11 protein-coding genes and 1 tRNA gene are annotated in these 14,500 nt (G+C 72.9%); 7 read left to right on the top strand and 5 right to left on the bottom strand.

Annotation, left to right across the window (positions count from 1 at the left end):
- Positions 1 to 12: 12 nt before the first annotated feature.
- The 4 genes from BJ984_RS14265 to BJ984_RS14250 all read right to left on the bottom strand — a co-directional run bounded on the left by BJ984_RS14265 (position 13) and on the right by BJ984_RS14250 (position 5,383).
- Entirely contained in the window at positions 13 to 1,458 is a 1,446-nt protein-coding gene (locus tag BJ984_RS14265) for a dihydrolipoyl dehydrogenase family protein (protein WP_179548564.1), read from the bottom strand.
- A gap of 102 nt (positions 1,459 to 1,560) precedes the next feature.
- The gene (locus tag BJ984_RS14260) at positions 1,561 to 2,424 is read right to left on the bottom strand and encodes an arginase family protein (protein WP_179548563.1); all 864 of its coding nucleotides are present in this window, start codon (positions 2,422 to 2,424) and stop codon (positions 1,561 to 1,563) included.
- 40 nt (positions 2,425 to 2,464) lie between these two features.
- Positions 2,465 to 3,211 (bottom strand): PspA/IM30 family protein, encoded by a 747-nt coding sequence (locus tag BJ984_RS14255; RefSeq protein WP_179548562.1) that lies wholly within the window; start codon positions 3,209 to 3,211, stop codon positions 2,465 to 2,467.
- Positions 3,212 to 3,256: 45 nt separating this feature from the next.
- A complete protein-coding gene (locus tag BJ984_RS14250) occupies positions 3,257 to 5,383 on the bottom strand; it encodes a TPM domain-containing protein (RefSeq protein ID WP_179548561.1) in 2,127 nt (708 codons plus the stop codon).
- A gap of 211 nt (positions 5,384 to 5,594) precedes the next feature.
- On the opposite strand from BJ984_RS14250, the gene BJ984_RS14245 reads away from it, so the two are divergent.
- Both BJ984_RS14245 and BJ984_RS14240 read left to right on the top strand, forming a co-directional pair.
- A complete protein-coding gene (locus tag BJ984_RS14245) occupies positions 5,595 to 6,344 on the top strand; it encodes a gamma-glutamyl-gamma-aminobutyrate hydrolase family protein (RefSeq protein ID WP_179548560.1) in 750 nt (249 codons plus the stop codon).
- 172 nt (positions 6,345 to 6,516) lie between these two features.
- The gene (locus BJ984_RS14240) at positions 6,517 to 7,863 is read left to right on the top strand and encodes a C40 family peptidase (protein WP_179548559.1); all 1,347 of its coding nucleotides are present in this window, start codon (positions 6,517 to 6,519) and stop codon (positions 7,861 to 7,863) included.
- A gap of 86 nt (positions 7,864 to 7,949) precedes the next feature.
- Here the strand turns inward: BJ984_RS14240 and BJ984_RS14235 are convergent.
- A tRNA-Arg gene (locus BJ984_RS14235) sits at positions 7,950 to 8,022 on the bottom strand.
- 102 nt (positions 8,023 to 8,124) lie between these two features.
- Between BJ984_RS14235 and BJ984_RS14230 the strand changes: the two genes are divergently transcribed.
- The 5 genes from BJ984_RS14230 to BJ984_RS14210 all read left to right on the top strand — a co-directional run bounded on the left by BJ984_RS14230 (position 8,125) and on the right by BJ984_RS14210 (position 14,499).
- Positions 8,125 to 8,919 carry a transglutaminase-like domain-containing protein gene (locus BJ984_RS14230; RefSeq protein WP_179548558.1) on the top strand — a complete coding sequence of 265 codons (795 nt, stop codon included), beginning with the start codon at positions 8,125 to 8,127 and terminating at the stop codon, positions 8,917 to 8,919.
- A gap of 39 nt (positions 8,920 to 8,958) precedes the next feature.
- Entirely contained in the window at positions 8,959 to 10,614 is a 1,656-nt protein-coding gene (locus BJ984_RS14225) for an arginine--tRNA ligase (RefSeq protein WP_179548557.1), read from the top strand.
- 66 nt (positions 10,615 to 10,680) lie between these two features.
- Positions 10,681 to 11,451, top strand: a complete 771-nt coding sequence (locus tag BJ984_RS14220; RefSeq protein WP_179548556.1) for an LmeA family phospholipid-binding protein — start codon at positions 10,681 to 10,683, stop codon at positions 11,449 to 11,451.
- A gap of 265 nt (positions 11,452 to 11,716) precedes the next feature.
- On the top strand, positions 11,717 to 13,165 hold the full coding sequence (lysA, locus tag BJ984_RS14215) for a diaminopimelate decarboxylase (RefSeq protein ID WP_179548555.1): 1,449 nt from the start codon (positions 11,717 to 11,719) through the stop codon (positions 13,163 to 13,165).
- Complete coding sequence (locus BJ984_RS14210; protein WP_173181212.1) at positions 13,162 to 14,499, top strand: homoserine dehydrogenase; 1,338 nt, start codon at positions 13,162 to 13,164, stop codon at positions 14,497 to 14,499. The genes lysA and BJ984_RS14210 overlap by 4 nt, the downstream gene beginning before the upstream one ends.
- Position 14,500: the final 1 nt, after the last annotated feature.

Raw genomic sequence — 14,500 nt, 5'->3', positions numbered from 1 at the left:
TCTCGCGCGTCGTCATGCGCTCTTCCGTCCGTAGCCCTCGAGCAGACGCAGCCAGACCTCGCTGATCGTCGGGTACGAGGGAACCGCGTGCCAGAGCCGCTTCAGCGGCACCTCACCGACGACCGCGACGGTCGCCGAGTGCAGCAGCTCCTGCACGTCGGGGCCCACGAAGGTGGCGCCGACGATCACCTGGCGGTCGTCGTCGACGACGATGCGCGCGGTGCCCTTGTAGCCGTCGGTGTGCACCGCGGCGCCCGCGACGCTGCCGATCTCGTAGTCGACGACGGTCGTGGCGAGGCCCGCCTCCTCGGCGGCCTTCGCGGTGAGCCCGATCGAGGCGACCGCCGGATCGGTGAAGGTCACCTGCGGCACCGCGCGGTGGTCGGCGGTGGCGACGTGCCGGCCCCAGGGGGCGTCGTCGACGGTCTCGCCCTTCGCACGCGCGACGATCACGTCGCCGGCGGCGCGGGCCTGGTACTTGCCCTGGTGGGTCAGCAGTGCCCGGTGGTTCACGTCGCCGGTGGCGTAGAGCCACTCACCCTCGAGGGGCGAGCCGTCGGCGCCGAGCACGAGCATCGTGTCGTCGACGTCGAGCCACTCGTCGGGGGTGAGCCCGATCGTCTCGAGACCGAGGTCACCGGTGCGGGGCAGTCGCCCGGTCGCGATCAGGATCTCCTCCGACTCGATCGTGCTGCCGTCGGAGAGCGTTGTGCGGACGACGCCGTCCTCGTCGCGCTCGATGCGCTCGGGGGAGTCGCCGAGACGGAGGTCGACGCCGAGCTCCTTCAGCGCATCCGCCACCAGCTCGCCCGCGAAGGGCTCCTGGTTGGCCAGCAGGCCGCTGCGGGCGACGAGGGTGACGGTCGAGCCGAGTGTCGCGTAGGCCGTGGCCATCTCGACCGTGACCACGCCGCCGCCGACGATCGCGAGGCGGGGCGGGATCGTCTGGGCGCTGGTGGCCTCGCGGCTCGTCCACGGCGCGGCCTCCGCGAGCCCGGGGATGTCGGGCAGCAGCGCGACCGAGCCGGTCGAGACCGTCACGGCATGACGGGCGCGCAGCTCGGTGGTGCTGCCGTCGCCGGCCGTCACGGTGAGCGTCTTGACACCGGTGAAGACGGCGTGACCGCGCACCAGGTCGATGCCGGCGCCCTTCACCCAGTCGACCTGACCGCTGTCGTTCCAGTCGCTCGTGAACGAGTTGCGCCGGGCCAGTACGGCGGCGGCGTCGACCTCGCCGGTCACGGCCTCCTTCGCTCCGCCGACGGCCCGGGCGGCGCGCACGACCTCGCCGGCGCGCAGCAGGGCCTTTGACGGCATGCAGGCCCAGTAGGAGCACTCGCCGCCGACCAGCTCGGCCTCGACGAGGGCGACCGAGAGGCCGCCCCGGGCGGCGCGGTCGGCGACGTTCTCGCCGACGGCGCCGGCTCCGATGACGATGAGGTCGTATTCCTGGGTCACAGCTGCTCCTGGTGCTTCTCGGGTCGTGCGGTTCGTGGTTCGGGTATGGCGCGGAGGGTGGGGGCGGAGGGTGCGGCGGGATGGTGCCTGCGCCGATGCGGCTCAGCGCACCAGCGCCGAGACGATGCGGAGGATGGCCGGCAGGTCGTCGACCGCCGCCTCCGGGGTCGAGGGCGCGAACTCGGTGATCCCGGCGCCCGTGAGCGGGAACCGCTCGCGCACCGCCCGGATGGCCGCCACGAGCTCCGCGACGGGCAGTCCGAACGGCTCCGGGAACTGCACGCCCCCGATCTCGCCCGGGTCGATCACATCGAGGTCGACGTGCAGGTACACCTCGGTGGCACCGGAGGCCACGAGGGTCTCGACGAGCGCGGCGGGGTCGGCGAGCTCGGTGGGCCCGAGCATCCGGATGCCCGCCTCGGCCACGTAGTCCGCCTCGGCGTCGTCGAGGGCGCGGGCCCCCGCGAGCACTACCTGCGCGGATTCGAGCACCGCTGCGACGGCGCCCGTGCCGGACGGGTCGGAGAGCTCGGCCGGGCCGCCCCCGAGGAGCGCGCGCAGCACCATGCCGTGGAACGCGCCCGACGGCGAGCTCTGCGGGGTGTTGAGGTCGGCGTGCGCGTCGAACCAGACCACGGCGAGCCGGGCGTCGGGTGACCTCCGGGCGGCGACCGCCGCGGCGTGACGGATGCCGGCGAACTCCACGCCGCAGTCGCCGCCGACGAGGATCGGCGTTCCAGGCGCATCGGCGAGCACGGCCTCGGTGGCCTGGGCGATCGCGGCGATCGACGAGAAGCGCTGTACGCCGGTGTCGAGCGACTCGCCCGCGCCCTGCGGCACCTCGACGACGCGGGTGGCGGCGGCGGGCAGATCGCCGCGCACCGCCTCCGCGCCGTCGATCAGCCGCATGGCCCGGCTCGAGCCGGAGCCCTGCCAGCTCGGCACGACCACGAAGGTCGCGCTCATGACCGCCACCCAGCCCGCGTGCTCACCGCGATCGCCGTGCCTACTCGCCGCTCGTGACGGCGCGCGACCCGCTGCCCGAGCCGGCCTTCAGCGCGGCGAGCCGCGCCTCGACCTCGGTCAGCTCGCCGAGGTCGTCGAGGCTCTCGAACTGGGCGTCGACGCTGGAGGCGTTCAGCTCCTCCTGGCCGCGCACGCGGGCCTCTTCGCGACGGATCTTCTCCTCGAAGCGGCCCAGGTCGCTGGTGGGGTCGAGCACGTCGATGTTCTTCAGCGCCGCCTGCACCTGGCCCTGCGCCTCGGCGGTCTTGGCCCGGGCGACGAGGTTGTCGCGCTTGGACTTCAGCTGGTTGAGCTTCTCCTTCATCGCGGTGAGGCCCGACTTCAGCTTCTCGACCGACTCGGTCTGGCTGGCGATCGAGGGCTCGGCGTCCTTCGCCTCGTTCTCGGACTGCAGCTGGCGGGTCAGGGCGACCTTGGCGAGCGCGTCGAACTTGTCGGCGTCGACGGTGTTGCCCGAGCTGCGGAACTCGTCGGCCTTCTGGCTCGCGGCGAGGGCCTTGCGGCCCCAGTCGGAGGCGGCCGCCACGTCTTCGCGGTGGTCGTCCTCGAGCAGGCGCAGGTTGCCGATGGTCTGGGCGATGGCGCTCTCGGCGTCGGCGATGTTCGTGGTGTAGTCGCGCACGAGCTGGTCGAGCATGAGCTGGGGGTCTTCGGCCTGATCGATCAGCGCGTTGATGTTCGCCTTGGCGAGCTGCGCGATGCGTCCGAAAATCGACTGCTTGGACATCCTGTCTCCTTCTGGTGGTGCCGATGGATTCTGATACTGCACGAGCTAGAAGCGACCGCCGCCGCCGCGCCGGCCTCCGCCGCCGAAGCTGCCGCCGCTCGAGCGCCGGCTGCCGCCACCGAAGCCGCCACCCCCGAAGCCACCGCGCCGCGACGAGCCGCCGCCGAAACCGCCGCGGTACGAGGATCCGCCTCCGCCGCCCCCGCCGAGCATGCTGCCGATGATGCCACCGAGCAGGGCCCCGCCGAAGTCGTCGCCACCGCCGCTGCGCCGGCTGCCGCTGGACGTCCAGCTGCCGCCGCCGCCCCAGCTGCTCTGGTCGGACTGCGCCCACGAGACGTCCTGCTGGGCCGACGCGGCCGCGCGGGTCGCGAGTTCGGCCGCGGTGGTCGCCTCGCGGAGCGAGCCCTCGGGGTCGGTCGTGGCGAGGGCGTGCGCCTGGTCGAGGTGGCGCTGGGCCTCCGAGAGGCGGGTCCGGGCATCCGGCCCCACCGCGCCGCGGCGCGTCTCGAGGAACTGCGCCGTCGACGCCACCTGGCTCTCGGCCGAGCTGATGGCCCGGTCGCGCTGGCTCAGGATGCGCGCCTGACGCTCGCGCTCGGTGCGTTCGGCGGCCAGCGCCTGATCGAGCGGCGCGTCGGCACGCTCGAGGGACTGCCGGGCGTTCAGCGGATCGCGGGCGCCGGTGGTGCGCGCCCGTTCGAGCTCGACGCCCACCGCGGCCGAGAGCCCGGCGATGCCGGTGCCGGGGCGGCTCGCCTCGAGCTGCGCGGCGGCCGCGAGGTCGGACTCGGCATCGGCGACCGCGGCGGCGAGCCCGGCGGAGGCCTCGCGGAGGTTCTTCTCGAGCGTGAGGACGGCGAGGGCGAGCGTGCGCACCTGCGCCGAGGCCTGGCGCGCGGCTCGGATCTGCACCGCAGCCTCGCCCGTGCGCCCCGCCGCGATCGCCTGTTCGGCCTCGGTCAGCTGCGTGGTGGCGAAGGCCCGGAGCTTCTCGATCTGCTCGGCGCTGCCCTCGACGGTGCCGAGCGCGGCGGGGTCGTAGCTCGCGCCGAGGGCGGCGAGGCGCTCCCGCACCTCGGCCGGGGCGGTCTCGGAGTCGGTGAGCTCGCTCCGCGCCTCGGCGAGGGCGGGTGCGGGGTCGCGCTCGACGTCGCGCAGGGCGTCGAAGGCCTCGGCCTCGGAGTCGAGCCGCGCATCCGCCTTCTCGCAGATGTCGATGATCTCGAGTGATAAGGCGCGCCGCTCCTCGGCGGTGTCGGGCTCGGCGTCGTCGAGCTTCTGCTTGATGGTGAAGGCGCGGGACAGCTCGGCCTTCACCTCGGTGAGCGCGGTCTGGAAGGGGGCGGTGGCCTCGGCGCCGAACTGCGCCACGGCGAAGCCGAGCTCCTCGGTGCTGGAGGTGACGGCGTCGTCGAGCTCGACGAGCAGGGCGCCGACCTTCTGGTCGAGCTCCTTCTGGCTCGGCCCGGCGGCCTGCGCCTGGGCTGTGACGGCCTTGTCGAGCGTGCGGCGGCGGCGCAGCACGAGCGCGATCACCACGGCGCCGACGAGCAGGACGACGAGGATCGCGACCACCCAGATGAACCCGCCGAGGAGGCCGGCCCCGTCGCTGTCGGCGGTGCCGTCGACCGATCCGCTGCCGCCGAGCGCGCCGTCGAGACCCTGGGCGGCCGCCACGGCGGCACCGGCCCAGTCGCCCTCACGCAGCTGCGGCACGATGTCGTCGGTCTCGATGCTCTGCAGCTGCTGGTCGTCGAGCGGGAAGCCGGAGTCGACCGAGAGCTGGTAGAGCCGGTCGTCGACGGCGACGGCGAGCAGCACGTCGTTGGTGCCGAGCTGGTTCAGCTGGGCGGTCTCGCTGGCCCACTGCTGGCGGTCGGCGGGGTTCTCGAAGCTGTCGGTGTAGATGACGAAGAGGTTGACGCCCTGCTCGGTGGCGAGGGTGTCGATCGCGTCCTGCACCTCGGCGGTGGAGCCGTCGAGCACGCCCGCCTCGTCGACCACGTAGCGGCCGTCGAGCGACACCGGGTCGCCGGCCAGGGCGGGCTGGGCCGGAGCCACGACGAGGGCGAGCGCGGTGAGGGCGATCGCGCCGGCGGAGGCGCCGATCCGGGCGAGGAGGCGGTGCGGCGCTCGCGCGGAGGCGCGGGCCGGGAGGGGCTGTCTCATTGCGTGAAGTCTAGGAGGGAGGGGGCCGGGCCCGCTACGAATCCGTGCGCTGTCCGAGAGATTCCCGGGAGCCTCCCGGGTGGGTGGGAGCGCGGCGGCAAGTGACATCCGATCCCACCCAGTCGTATGCGGTGCCCGCGACGAACTCCCTGTGTTGCGCCGCATGACACGAGCGGATGCACGTGCCGCCGCCACTCGACAGGATTGAGCCATGACCACCGCCCGCACCCTCAGCATCGTCACCGTGACGGCTCACCGGCCGCACGCGCCGGAGTACCACGCGTACTCGACGATGCTGATGCGCCGGGCCGTCGCCGTGTCGCAGGCCTCGGGCTGGACGGTCGAAGTCGTCGCGGCCGAGGACACGTCCGTGGTCGACACCCTCGCCCGCACCGACCGCGCCGACGCCGTGGTGCTGCTCGGCGGCGAGGACATCGCCCCCGAGTACTACGGCGCCGCCCGCGGCTACCGCGCCGAGGGCCGGCACGCCGAGCGCGCCGACGAGGCGCAGCTCACCATCGCCCGCCGGGCCGTCGACCGCGGCACGCCGCTTCTCGGCATCTGCCGCGGCCACCAGATCATCAACGTCGCGCTCGGCGGCACCCTTGTGCAGGACCTGGGGGAGGGCTCGGCCCACCGCCGCGACGGAGAGCCGATCGAGCGCGTGATGTCGACCCATGACGTGGAGCTGACCGCCGGCACGCCGCTGGCCGGGTCGCTGATCGACCGGCTCGGCCGGGTCGTCTCGACCCAGAGCGCCCACCACCAGGCCGTGGCCCGGCTCGGTAGCGGACTCGCGGTGGCCGCCGTCGCCCACGACGGGCTCGTCGAGGCGATCGCGCACCGCGAGGCGCCGGTGCTCGGAGTGCAGTGGCACCCGGAGGACCCGGGAGCGGTGCGCGGCCAGTTCGGAGCCCTGCTCGCCGTGGTCACCGAGCCCGCCCTCGCCGTCGCGGCCTGAGCACATGTCAGCCGGCGCCGGCGCCGGCCCGAGCGCCGAACCTTACGTCCGCCCTGCCCTCCGGACTGTCATTGTCGTCGGCGTGTTGCTACTGTGATCGAAGTTGTTGATGTTGCGTGTGTGACTGGAGTTACTCGAGTCGACGCGTCACCCGATCATCAGAGGTCCTCCCATGCCGCTCGACCCCACGCCTGCCCGTCGCCGCCGGGCGCCTGCCGTCGCGGCCCTCGCGACCGCTGCCGCCCTCGCCGCGAGCCTGTTCATCGCGTCGCCGGCCGCCGCCACCGACTACCCGTCGTGGAACGACGTCGTCGCCGCGCGTGCCAGCCAGAGCGCCACGCAGAGCAAGGTCGCCGAGCTCGAGGGCCTGATCACCGGCCTGCAGACGCAGGTCGACCAGGCCAAGGCCGCTGCCGACGAGGCCTGGGCCGCCGACAAGGCCGCTCAGGATGCGCTGGCCGACAAGACCCGCGCCGCCGAGTCGCTGAAAGCCCAGGCCGAGCAGGCCGCCGCCGACGCCGAGGCGTCGAAGAAGCGCGCCGCCGGCCTCGCCGCCCAGTTCGCCCGGAGCGCCGGTAACGACCTCACCTCGCAGCTGATGGTCTCCGGCTCGGGCAGCGACGACCTGCTCTACCAGCTCGGCACCATGTCCAAGCTCTCCGAGACCTCGCAGGAGGTCTTCACGGCGGCCAAGCAGGACCAGAACACGGCCACGGCACTGACCGACCAGGCCGAGGTCGCGGAGGCCGAGCTGCAGAAGCTCGCCGACGTGGCGAAGGTCTCGCTGCAGTCCGCGATCGACGCGCAGAAGGCCGTGCAGTCGGCGCTGCTCGAGCAGGAGGCCCACCAGGCCGAACTGACCGTGCAGGTGACCGTGCTGAAGAACGCGGCCGACGTCACCGAGGCCCAGTACACGGCCGGCGTGGAGGCCGAGCGTCAGCGGCGCATCGCCGAGGAGCAGGCGGCGGCCGCAGCGGCGGCGTCCGAGGCGGCGGCACAGCAGGCGGCCGAGGAGGCCGCGCAGAACGCCGGTGGCTCGGGTGGCGGCAGCGGTGGCGGCTCCGACGAGGGCGGCTCGTCGTCCGGCGGTGGTGGCGGCTCCTCCAGCGGCGGCGGCTCTGGCGGTTCCGGCGGTGGCGGTGGCGGCGGCATCGTCGTCAGCCCGCCCGCGCAGTCGTACAGCGGCGCCGCCGTCGTGGCGTACGCCGAGCAGTTCGTCGGCGTGGTGCCCTACGGCTGGGGCGCGAACCCCAACGACTCCTTCGGCTGCGACGGCCTGACCCAGTACGTCTACGGTCAGTTCGGCATCTCGCTGCCGCGCATGGTGAGCAACCAGGCCGCCATGGGCGTGCGGGTCTCGGCGCAGGACGCCCAGGCCGGCGACCTCGTGGTCTGGCCCGGCGCGCACATCGGCATCTACGACGGCAGCGGCGGAGTCATCCACTCGCCCGACTGGGGCCGCTACGTCACCCACGCGACCGGTCTCTGGGGCAGCTACTACTTCGTGCGCCTCGTCTAGACGCCTCGTATAGACGAGGGCCGGGAAAGCGAGAAGTCCGCCGCAGCCAGGCTGCAGGCGGACTTCTTGTTCCTCGAGGAGATCTGTGCCCCCAGTAGGATTTGAACCTACGGCCTTCTGCTCCGGAGGCAGACGCTCTATCCCCTGAGCTATGGGGGCCCGGGGTGCCTGAACAGATTAGCAGGCAACAGCCGTCACGTCCGCCACACGCCACACCGGTACCGCCACCGCCACACCTCCCCGACCCGAGAGGAACGACGCATGCAGCGCTCCGTCACCGCCGCGATCGACGCCACCATCGATCGCGCCACCACCGTCGTGTTCTCGATCGCCGCTGCCGAGGGCGCCGAGCTCTCCCGCGAGGTGATCGAGTACTGCCTCGACGGCGAGCCCGTCGACTTCGAGACGGTGCTCGACCAGCACGGCACCCGACTGCACGTGTTCGATGTGCAGCCCGGCCGCTTCTCGGCCCGCTACGAGGCCACCGCCGAGGGCCGCACGGTGCCGGCGCCGACCGAGACGGTCGACCTCATCCGCTATCTCCGGCCCAGCCGCTACTGCGAGAGCGACACCCTGCTCCCGACAGCGCAGGCCGAGTTCCGCGGTCTCGCCGGCCGCGACCTGCTGACCGCGGTGAGCTCGTGGGTGGGGGAGGAGCTCAGCTACGTGCCCGGCTCCAGCGCTCCCACCGACGGCGCGGTGCAGACCCTGCTCCTGCGCCAGGGCGTCTGCCGCGACTACGCGCACCTCGTGATCGCGCTGCTGCGCGCGCTCGACGTGCCGGCCCGCCTCGCGTCGGTCTACGCCCCGGGCCTCTACCCGATGGACTTCCACGCGGTCGCCGAGGCGCACATCGACGGCGAGTGGCAGGTGGTCGACGCGACCACGCTGGCGCCCCGCGACTCGCTGCTGCGCATCGCCACCGGACGCGACGCGAGCGACACCGCGTTCCTGACGAACCACGGCGGCTACCTCCGGCTCGATCGCCTCGAGGTCTCGGCCGTCGTCGACGTGCTGCCGAACGACGACATCGACCGCCTGGTGCAGCTCGGCTGACACAGCCCTCGACCGCCCCGAACGGTAGGATCGTACGCCGTGACTCCTGAAGCCCTCTCCGCCGCTCTGTTCGCCATCGTGAGCGACCGCCTGGCCGGTGTGCCCGACGTGTCGATCACCGAGTCCGACACCACGGTGGAGCGTCCTCGCAACCGCGACCACGGCGACTGGGCCTCGAACATCGCGATGAAGCTGGCCAAGCGCCTCGGCACGAACCCGCGCGACTTCGCCCTCGAGCTCGCCCCGCTGATCCAGCGCATCGACGGCGTCTCGGCCGTCGACGTCGCCGGCCCCGGCTTCATCAACATCACCCTCGATGCGGCCGCCGCGGGCGAGATCGCCCGCACCGTCGTCGAGGCGGGCGAGTCGTTCGGTCACAACGCCGTGCTCGCCGGGCACACCATCAACATGGAGTTCGTCTCGGCGAACCCCACCGGCCCGTTGCACATCGGCCACACCCGCTGGGCCGCTCTCGGCGACTCGATCGCGCGCGTGCTCCGCGCATCCGGTGCCGAGGTCACGACCGAGTACTACATCAACGACGCCGGCAGCCAGATGGACACCTTCGGCCTCTCGGTGCTCGCCGCAGCCAAGGGCCTGCCGACGCCCGAGAAGGGCTACCCCGGCCCCTACATCCAGAGCCTCGCGCAGCGCGTGCTGGCCGCCGTGCCCGACCTCCTCGACAAGCCCGACGACGAGGCGCTGGCCATCGCCCGCGACCTCGCCTACGAGTACCAGCTGGCCGAGATCAAGCAGTCGCTGGCGAACTTCCACGTGCATTTCGACGTGTTCTTCTCCGAGCGCACGCTGCATGCTCCGGATGCGCAGACCGGCCTCACCGCGATCGACGACGCCGAGGCACGCCTCCGGGCCCAGGGTCACGTCTTCGAGGCCGACGACGCCGTCTGGGTGCGCACCACCGACTTCGGCGACGACAAGGATCGGGTGCTCACCCGCGGCAACGGCGTGGTCACCTACTTCGCGGCGGACGCGGCCTACTACCTCAGCAAGAAGGACCGGGGCTTCGGCGAGAAGATCTACCTGCTCGGCGCCGACCACCACGGCTACGTGGGGCGTCTGAAGGCCCTCGCGGCCGCCGCCGGCGACGACCCCGACACGCTCACGGCGCTGATCGGTCAGCTGGTCAACCTCAACGGTGCGAAGCTCTCCAAGCGCGCGGGCAACATCATCGAGCTCGACGACCTGCTCGACTGGCTCGGCGCCGACGCGCTGCGCTACTGGCTCGGCCGCTACCCGGCCGACTCCCCGCTGTCGCTCGACGGCGAGAAGCTGCGCTCGCGCACCAACGACAACCCCGTCTTCTACGTGCAGTACGCGCACGCCCGCACCCGCTCGGTCGCCCGCAACGCGGCCGACGCCGGGGTCACCCGCGCCGACTTCGAGCCGGCGCTGCTCGTGCACCCCACCGAGACGGCGCTGCTCGGCGCGCTGCAGGAGTTCCCCCGGGTGGTGGCGCACGCGGCCGAACTGCGGGAGCCGCACCGCGTGGCGCGCTACCTCGAGGAGCTCGCGGGCTACTACCACCGTTGGTACGACGCCTGCCGGGTGCTGCCGTTCGGCGACGAGGAGCTCGCGCCGATCCACGGCACGCGCCTCTGGCTGAACGACGCGACGGGCCAGGTCATCCGCAACGGCCTCGAGCTGCTCGGCGTCTCGGCGCCCGACCGCATGTAGTGGTACGGCGCCGGTGCCCGGAGCATTGGGCAGGCGCGCATCGGGTCGACCGGGCAGTATGAACTCATGACGACCGAGACGCTGCCCGCCGAGACCGCGCCCGCCCCCCGCCGCCACCGCCGCTGGCCCTGGGTGCTCGTCGCGGTGCTCGTGCTGCTCGCTGTGGCGCTCGTCGTCGCCGACATCGCCTTCCGCGCCTACGCCGAAGGCGAGGCGGCGACCCAGATCGAGGAGCAGCTGCCCGAGAACGTCGACGGCGACGTCGACGTGTCCATCGCCGGCTTCTCCTTCCTCGCCCAGGTGGCGGCCGGCCGGCTCGGCGAGGTCACGCTCGACGCCCCGGCCCTCACGGTCAGCGGCATCCCGATCGCCGCCCACGTCGTCGCGACCGGCGTACCCACCGACCTGACGAAGCCCGTCGAGGACATCCGTGCCTCGATCTCGCTCGACCAGTCCGCGGTCGACGCGGTCGTCACGCTTCCCGGCGACGCGCAGCTCGCGCTCGGCGACGGCGACGTCTCGTACGAGGGCAGTGTGGAGGTTCTGGGGCTGAGCGTCGGCTACCGCGTGACCGGGCAGGTCAGCGCATCCGGAACCGACGTCGTGATCACCCCGCAGGACGCCGAGCTCACCCAGGGCGGCAACTCGCTCGACCTCGGCGGCCTGCTCGAGGGCGTGGCCGGGCAGCCGATCACGGTCTGCGTCGCGTCGTACCTCCCGCAGGGGGTGACGGTCGACTCGCTCGACGTCGCCGACGGGGGAGCGACAGCGACGGCCTCGGCCCGGGACTTCGTGGTCGACGAGCAAAGTCTCCGCACGCTCGGCACCTGTTCCTGACGTCTGCCGCCCGGCAGCGCCTCCGTACCCCGGCCGCAGTTCGTCACGGACGCCGCGGCACCCCGGACACCCGCTAGAATCGGGGGCACGCGCGGGTGTTCACGCCTCGCGCGACGGCTTCAGGGACCAAGCCAGGTCCGCTCGCCCCCTGGGCCGCACCGCGCCCGCCGCCCGGATCGACGCCGTCCCCTCTGGCCCCCAGCCTGCCCGAGGCCGGCGCCGCTCCCTCCAGCACGCCGCTTCCTCCAGCACTAGGGATCAGCCCATGACCGTCAGCCCCATCGCCCCCGCCTGGCTGCAGCACCCCGACGACGCGAACGCGCTCGACGCCGCGGTCTGGCCGCAGAACGCCGCCCGTGGCGCCTCCGGTGAGATCACCGTCGCCGGCGTCTCCGCCTCCGCCCTGGCCGAGCGCTTCGGTACCCCGCTCTACGTCATCGACGAAGCGGATGCCCGTGCCCGCGCCCGGAGCATCCGCGACGCCTTCGCCGCCGAGGCCGCCGCGATCGGCACCACCGCCACCGTCTACTACGCCGCCAAGGCGCTGCTCACGATCGACGTCGCCCGCTGGATGGCCGAGGACGGTCTCTGGATCGACGTCTGCTCCGGCGGCGAGCTCGCCGTCGCCCTCGCGGCCGGCGCCGACCCCGCGCGCCTCGGCCTGCACGGCAACAACAAGTCCGTCGCCGAGATCGACCGGGCGGTCGGCGCCGGCATCGGCGTGGTCGTCATCGACAGCGCGATCGAGATCGAGCGCGTCGCCGAGGCGGCCGCCCGGCTTGGCCGCGTGCAGGCCGTGCGCCTGCGGGTGAACAGCGGCGTGCACGCGCACACCCACGACTTCCTCGCCACCGCCCACGAAGACCAGAAGTTCGGCGTGCGGCTCGACCAGGCCGTCGAGTACGCCTCGGCCATCCGCTCGTACGACTCGCTGCGCTTCCTCGGCCTGCACTGCCACATCGGCTCTCAGATCTTCGGCTCCGACGGCTTCGCCGAGTCGGCGGCCCGCCTGCTCGAGGTGCACGCCGAGCTGCTCAAGGGCGGAGAGGTGCCCGGCCTCAACCTCGGCGGCGGCTTCGGCATCGCCTACACCTCGGCCGACGACCCCACCCCGGTCGCCGAGCTCGCCCACGCCATCGTCGGCTCGGTCGCCCGCGAGTGCGCGCGCCTCGGCATCCCCGTGCCCGCGCTCGCGTTCGAGCCCGGCCGCTCGATCGTCGGCCCGGCCGGCGTCACCCTCTACGAGGTCGGCACGATCAAGGACGTGCTCGTCACCGTGCCGGGGGAGCACGCCGCCCCCGCCACCGAGGCCGTCCGCCGCTACGTCAGCGTCGACGGCGGCATGAGCGACAACGCGCGCACTGCGCTCTACGGGGCCGACTACTCGGTGCGCCTGGCGAGCCGGGTGACGGATGCGCAGCCCGCCCTCGTGCGCATCGCGGGCAAGCACTGCGAGAGCGGCGACATCGTCGTGAACGCCGACTACCTCCCGGGCGACGTGCGCCCGGGCGACCTCGTCGCGGTGCCCGCGACCGGCGCCTACTGCTTCTCGCTCGCGAGCAACTACAACTACCTCACCCGGCCGGCCGTCGTGGCCGTGGCCGACGGCGAGGCCCGGCTGCTCGTGCGCCGGGAGACCGAGCACGACCTGCTGGCGCGCGACGCCGGCTACAGCGCCCCCACTTCACCTGCCGACGACGGAGCCGACCGATGATCGAATACCGCAATCTCCGCATCGCCCTGCTCGGCGCCGGCTCGGTCGGCTCGCAGGTCGCCCGCCTGCTCCTGGAGCACGGCGACGAGCTAGCCGCCCGCGTGGGCGCCGGCCTCGAGCTCGTGGGAGTCGCCGTGCGCGACGTCGACGCGAAGCGCGACGTCGACATCCCGCGCGAGCTGCTCACCACCGACGCGCTGACGCTGATCCAGTCGGCCGACGTCGTGATCGAGCTGATGGGCGGCATAGAGCCGGCCAAGCAGTACATCCTCGCCGCGATCAACTCCGGCGCCGACGTCGTCACGGGCAACAAGGCTCTGCTCGCGACCCACGGGCCGGAGCTCTTTGCCGCCGCCGAGCAGGTGGGCGCCCAGCTCTACTACGAGGCCGCTGCGGGCGGCGCCATCCCGATCATCCGCCCCCTGCGCGACTCGCTCGCCGGCGACCGGGTGAAGCGCGTGATGGGCATCGTGAACGGCACGACGAACTTCATCCTCGACCGCATGGACGTGCAGGGCGACAGCTTCGAGAACGCCCTGGCCGTGGCCACCGAGCTCGGCTACGCCGAGGCCGACCCCACCGCCGACGTCGAGGGCTACGACGCCGCGCAGAAGGCGGCGATCCTCGCCAGCCTCGCCTTCCACACCGCGGTGCCGGTCGAGGCCGTGCACCGCGAGGGCATGACCACGGTCACGGCCGCGCAGGTCGAGGCGGCCGAGAAGGCCGGCTTCGTGGTCAAGCTGCTCGCGATCTGCGAGCGGCTGACCGACCCGGAGACCGGTGTCGAGGGCGTCGTCGCGCGCGTGCATCCGGCTCTGATCAGCCGGCGTCATCCGCTCGCCGCCGTGCATGACGCCAAGAACGCCGTCTTCGTGCAGGCCGAGGCCGCGGGCGACCTGATGTTCTACGGCGCGGGTGCCGGCGGCACCGAGACCGCCTCGGCCGTGCTCGGCGACCTCGTCTCGGCCGCGCGCCGGCACGTCGCCGGAGGCCCGGGCGTGGGGGAGTCGGTGCACGCGAACCTGCCGGTGTTCGGCATCGGCTCGGTCACCACCCGCTACCAGCTGACGCTCGTCGTCACCGACAAGCCCGGCGTGCTCGCCCAGATCGCCGGACTGTTCAGCGAGCACGGTGTCTCGGTCGAGGCACTGCAGCAGACCGTCGCGAGTGCCGCGGCGGGCCGGTCGGGCGATCAGCCGCTCACCGCTACCCTTGTGATCATCACGCACGAAGCCACGGAGGCCGCACTCGCGGCCACGGTGGCCGCTGTCTCGGCCCACGACGCCGTCGTTCGGGTCGAGTCAGTGCTACGAGTTGAAGGAGACACGCCCTAGT

Source organism: Herbiconiux flava (genome assembly GCF_013409865.1).
In the GTDB taxonomy this organism is placed as follows: Bacteria; Actinomycetota; Actinomycetes; order Actinomycetales; family Microbacteriaceae; genus Herbiconiux; species Herbiconiux flava.
Note: the sequence above shows the minus strand (reverse complement) of the source record. Positions and strands in the feature narration are given on the sequence as shown.